This is a genomic window from Legionella londiniensis, assembly GCF_001467825.1.
Classification (GTDB): Bacteria; Pseudomonadota; Gammaproteobacteria; order Legionellales; family Legionellaceae; genus Legionella_A; species Legionella_A londiniensis.
On the sequence record NZ_LNYK01000024.1, the window covers coordinates 1 to 4,512 of the forward strand.

The window sequence follows — 4,512 nt, forward strand, 5'->3', positions numbered from 1 at the left end:
GATTTCTTCATGCAGAATCTCCTTGCATATACATTACGAGAAAATTCTACTTTTGGCAGCAATTATTTTGCGGGAGGATTACCATGCAGCAAATTGCTATGGAAAAATAATTTATCATCCATGGGATTGAATGAGTTTGCCTCCAATAACTTTGCCATGAACTTTTGATGTTTCATCACATAAAACTTCACCATTGCCAGCTTCAAATATGATATCACCGTGAACTTCGGTGTTTTTCTTTAGTTTGAGGCGTTGTACAACATTGTGTCTGGGTAATTCTTTGAAAGTAATGAGTTGTGTTTTGCTGTTTTCAAGTTCAGCAAGACTGGATAGAATTTCAATTTTATTTGTGAATGTAGTTGATGCAGTCTCAAGACTTCCCCTGAATTTAGCATCTCCGTTAATTTGTGTATTATCTAGCGATGAAGCACCGTTCACCGTTAAATCAGACATGAGTGTAGATTGATGAGCAATGAACCTGCCGTTGACGAGTAGCTTTTTTTCTACACGAACGTTTTTTCCCAATACCGCTTGCCCATTGATGCAAAGATTCATTTCGATTTCTGTGTCTTCTGCTTTGTATGATCCATTGATCACATGATCATAATGAGTGTTTTTATCTTGCTCAACGAAAGCACTTTTATTGAATAAATGTGTTAAATATTCTGTAATCATTTCAAACATTAGATACTCCCTGTCGCTATATTATGTGTAGTAAAATCGACTCTGTTCATTTTAATTAGGCGATTTATGAGTTGGATACAACCATATAGTATTCCAAGCATCATTCCCATGCGAAGTCCAATCGCATTTAAATGAAAGAAAAATGCAAAAAGGATAGCCAAAGGAATTCCAATCATCCAGCAAGAGACCAATCCAGTCCACATGCTAGTTTTTGTATCGCCGTATCCCCTTAAAAGACCCGAGGAGATATTTCTTGCTGCATCAAATACATGGGTAACAGCACTAATCAGTAAGAGATTTTTTGCCAAATAAACAATTTCCTGAAATGACTCGTTCTTGATATCAAGATAAACCGAAATAAGAGAATCTGAAAATAACCAATAGGATGTACCCATTATCAGCATGGAAATTATTCCAATGAGCAGTGTTATTTTACAAATTGTGGCTCGATCAAGTTTGGCATCTGTATGCATATTATGACTGGCGAGAATAGATCCTGATTGTGATATGCCCATTACGATCATAAACGCCAACATGGTACATTGCAGTGTAATTTGATGTGCTGCCAAGGCCTCAATACTGATGATTCCCATAAGGTATGTTATTAGCGAAAAGGCAAGGATTTCTGTGGAGTATTGTATTGATATTGAACCACCTATTTTTAGAAGCGATTTGCAATAGCTCATATCTATTAGTTTTGAGGGGAACAAACTATATCTTCGAAATTCAGGGTGGCGGAGTGTATAGATAAGTACTATTGCAAGTTGCAAAATTGAGGTAATGGAGTTTGCAAGACCAGCCCCATAGATGCCTTGCGCATGAACTGGACCATAACCAAAAATCAAAAAATAACTAGAAAAACTATTAAGAACAACGCCGACAATGGTGAATTTAAGCATAATATTTGCTTTCGCAATACCCATAAAAAATTGAGTGAATACTGCAACGATCAAGCATGGTATGAGCCCGTAGGCCAAACCAAGAAAATATTCGCCAGACATTTTGCTCACAATTGGAGGTTGATGTATGAGGTTTAGCAGTGTATCCATGTTAAGAAAAAGCCCTATTAAGGGGGTTCCAAGCAGGAACGCTAGTGCAATTCCGGAGCTTAATATTTTCCCAATTTCTTCATCACGACCAGTTCCTTTGTTATGACCTATAAGTATGCTTACAGAGTAGAAAATCGAAATAGCCATCATCATGATTAAGCCGTAAGTACTTGTAATAATTGCGCCCGAAGCGAGGGCATCAGAATTAATTTTGGCAACAAATAGCATGCTAATAAGACCAGCTGATGCACTAATAATATTTGAAAATATTATTGGCAAGGCTAGAAGCATTATCTCTTTTAAAACTTTCTTATGTTCTGTCATCGTAAGCTCAATCATTTCAAATTAGAAAGGACGTTGTTGATGAATAGGGAAAGTGTATTCATCATTGATTTTAATTTCTGCCCACCAAAGTCAATCTGCCACAAAATCTGATCAACCTCTGTAAGAGTTGTTATATATTTTATTTTTTCAATAACGCTCTCTGGTGTCCCTATCACTGCTTGGGTAGATGCCCTCATGTGTTCCGGTGTGTTTTGACGCAAGGCGTATGACATACCAGAGTAGCCGGGGTAATTAGTTGAAGTATTATTATTCCAGGAGTCTGCAGCATCAGCCCAAACGCGGATATACTCAGCGAGGTAACGATCTCCTTCGCATTCAGCATCATTTTGGTTCTCGGAAATAAGCAGAGGCAGGCTCAGAGCAATTTTAGGTTTTTTATTAACATCATTCGGTATAAATGCCTCGCGATAAATATCTAATTTTACAATTAAATCCTCCAATCCTGTCAGGGGAGGGGTTACTAGTAAATTAAAACCTTGTTCACCTAACCAAGCAAAACTCTGGCGTGAGTTAACTGCAGCACCCCATAAGGGAGGATGAGGGTATTGCGTTGGCTTGGGTAATGAATTTGCTTTAGTAAAACTAAAGAATTTTGATTCAATGGAAACATTAGTTTCAGTCCATAACTTTTTGACAGCGGAAATTGTATCTTGATATTTTTCTCTACTCTCATCCATATCTATTTCAAAAGCAGAAAACTCATAGGGGAGATACGCCCTTGCAAAACCTATATCTAATCTCCCGTTGCTAAGTGCATCTAGCATGGCAGTGTTTGCAGCTATTTGAATAGGATGGTGGAACACAGGAAGAATACATCCAGTCATTAATCGTATATTTGTTGTTATGGCAGCAACACTCGCCAAGAACATCAACGGGCTTGGGCAGTAACCTCCATAAGAATGAAGATAGTGCTCGGTCATTTTAATTGTTTTGAAACCTGCTTCATCTGCAAATTTTGAAAGCATAAGGGCGCTTTGAAAATATTCAACAGCACTATAAGCATCTTCTGCAATATCTGGTAAAAACGATAAACCATATTCCATTGGGTACACCTTTATTAGAGAACAGTAAAAATAAAAAATGTTAAGTGGGAGATAATCAATGGGATAACTGAAGGATCTTCTAAATATAGAAACTCATGTGTTATACCCATAACAATCGCACCAATAACAGGAAACATCGCGCTTGTCTTGGATGGCATATGCAGCGTTTGCATAAAGACAAAAAGAACAGTTGAGGAGATAAAAGCAAATGTCGTTCCATTTTGAATAAAGACATTGGTTAGAACCGCTCTGAAAATTATTTCTTCTGATCCAATTTGCATCGTGATAATTAACAAGGAGAGCAAGAAGGGTAAAACCTTTAGGGTATGCTTGTGATGCCTTATCCAACCTGCATTAGCGACAGCCATCCAGCCCTCCAAGGTCTTTGGTGCTGTTTCAGGACTAAATGATTCAATTATTTTCATTCCCAGTGTGCAGAATAAGATTGAGATACCAACAGAACCTACTCCTATTAATATGCCATAGAAACAATTAATGACACTGGTATTTTTGAAGATAGTAAGAATATCAGTATTAGATATCAATATAAGCAATGCACAAAAAAGGACATGACAGCTCGCTACTAGCGATAGCTCAATAACTCCTGTGATTTGAGTTAGAGAATATTGTTTGATTACACTAGTTTTTATAGCGACTACAGGGGAAATTTTAAAAATTAATTTTTTCCCATGGTAATAGAAAGTTATCAAGATAGTGGTTGTTAGCAGCAGTTGAAAAATAAGGTTTTGAGTCAAGGAGATAGCATAATTACTCATTCTATAGATTCCTTATCTTTTGTATGGCTAAGATATTAAAGGTAAGATGAACAGCGATTGATGTAGTAATATCCCCGGTCAGTAAAAAAGAGAATAAACAAATACCGCCTAAAATCAGCTTCGTTATAACATGTTGGTAACCAAGATTAATATGACTTAGAGCAAAAATAATACTAACTAGAATGAGCCCTGCTGTGATGAGAATCATGTTTGGCAAGTCAAGGCAAATAACAGTCAAAAACCCCCTGAATAATATCTCCTCAAATGCAGCAACAATCCCTCCAGATAGGTAGGATTGTTGATTGGGCTTATTAGAACCTGGTCTTGATTTTTTACTTAGAACATTTCTAATGTTATTTGTTTTTCTGGGGCTGCTATCTACAGGGCTAAAAGTAAATTGGGGAAGTATTCTTAAAGCCCATGATTCAAATTTGTAATAGCCGATCCCTATAATGCAGCCACAAAATAAATAAACTAATTCGAAACCAAACGTCTTTGGGAATATTGTTTCAGGATTTATCAATGTAAACCGGTAATCCTCCCGCAAAATAATTGCTGCCAAAAGTAGAATTTTCTCGTAATGTATATGCAAGGAGATTCTGCATGAAGAAATCA

5 protein-coding genes are annotated in these 4,512 nt (G+C 36.9%); all 5 read right to left on the reverse strand.

The window, feature by feature from the left end:
• Positions 1 to 114: 114 nt before the first annotated feature.
• The gene (locus Llon_RS08470) at positions 115 to 684 is read right to left on the reverse strand and encodes a hypothetical protein (RefSeq protein ID WP_058529641.1); all 570 of its coding nucleotides are present in this window, start codon (positions 682 to 684) and stop codon (positions 115 to 117) included.
• Positions 684 to 2,057 carry an MATE family efflux transporter gene (locus tag Llon_RS08475; protein WP_160149090.1) on the reverse strand — a complete coding sequence of 458 codons (1,374 nt, stop codon included), beginning with the start codon at positions 2,055 to 2,057 and terminating at the stop codon, positions 684 to 686. The genes Llon_RS08470 and Llon_RS08475 overlap by 1 nt, the downstream gene beginning before the upstream one ends.
• An 11-nt stretch (positions 2,058 to 2,068) precedes the next feature.
• Positions 2,069 to 3,121, reverse strand: coding sequence for an LLM class flavin-dependent oxidoreductase (locus Llon_RS08480; RefSeq protein WP_058529643.1), 1,053 nt, complete (start codon positions 3,119 to 3,121; stop codon positions 2,069 to 2,071).
• Between the two features lie 14 nt (positions 3,122 to 3,135).
• Positions 3,136 to 3,897: a CPBP family glutamic-type intramembrane protease gene (locus tag Llon_RS08485; RefSeq protein ID WP_058529644.1), complete on the reverse strand. Its 762-nt coding sequence runs from the start codon at positions 3,895 to 3,897 to the stop codon at positions 3,136 to 3,138.
• A 1-nt stretch (position 3,898) separates the two neighbouring features.
• Positions 3,899 to 4,512, reverse strand: a 614-nt coding sequence (locus Llon_RS08490; protein ID WP_237758297.1) for a CPBP family intramembrane glutamic endopeptidase, incomplete at its 5' end; no start/stop codon positions are given.